Genomic DNA, 287 nt, shown 5'->3' on the forward strand with positions numbered 1-287 from the left:
TAACGAAGTCAGGGCAGTGTGATATATGATTCGAGACATCAGGGATTATGTCAATGACATCTATGCTGCCATGGAGGCGGCAGAGAATTTTGTCAGTGAGTGTACATATGAAGATTTTCTCGAAGACAGAAAAACCCAATATGCCGTTATCAGAGCCCTGGAGATAATTGGTGAAGCAGCAAAGAATGTCCCTGATGATGTCAGACAAAAGTATCCCTCAATCCCCTGGAAAGACCTGACAGGAATTCGGGACAAATTGATACATGCTTATTTTGGAGTTAATCTGG

Annotated in this window: 1 protein-coding gene; it reads left to right on the forward strand. The window is 42.5% G+C overall.

The window, feature by feature from the left end; genetic code table 11:
* Positions 1-25: 25 nt before the first annotated feature.
* A partial coding sequence (locus CI957_RS10490) for a DUF86 domain-containing protein (protein WP_164909106.1) occupies positions 26-287 on the forward strand: 262 nt, incomplete at its 3' end.

It is taken from the genome of Methanohalophilus sp. WG1-DM, from assembly GCF_004104135.1.
GTDB classification, from domain to species: domain Archaea; phylum Halobacteriota; class Methanosarcinia; order Methanosarcinales; family Methanosarcinaceae; genus Methanohalophilus; species Methanohalophilus euhalobius.